Annotated in this window: 1 protein-coding gene; it reads right to left on the bottom strand. The window is 38.0% G+C overall.

The features are described from left to right. On the bottom strand, nucleotides 1-321 hold a 321-nt coding region (locus CWB66_RS21030; RefSeq protein WP_138586965.1), incomplete at both ends, for a DUF4277 domain-containing protein.

Raw genomic sequence — 321 nt, 5'->3', positions numbered from 1 at the left:
ATGGGTACTATCGATGGGTTGTACGACTTGTTTTAAATCAGGACGGTGATCCTTGCTATAGCCATGAGTAATTTTAATGACATTTTCATCACTATCTCCATCATCAAAAGCATATTCACCTGTCAGTGAATGACTCGTTGTATCAAGTGATTCAAAGGTTTTATCAACTTGCTCTATTTCACATGCTTGTCCGGAGACTAATGAAAATAAGCTTTCACAGCCAAACTCGAAGCATTGATCGAGAGTTCTACCAAGTTTGTGACGATTAAAATGTGATGCTTGAACCCCTTCACGAAATAAATGTTCAAGAGGCAAGTAAGT

It is taken from the genome of Pseudoalteromonas sp. S558 (assembly GCF_005886635.1).
Taxonomy (GTDB): Bacteria; Pseudomonadota; Gammaproteobacteria; order Enterobacterales; family Alteromonadaceae; genus Pseudoalteromonas; species Pseudoalteromonas aliena.
This window is presented reverse-complemented; position numbering and strand designations above follow the sequence as displayed.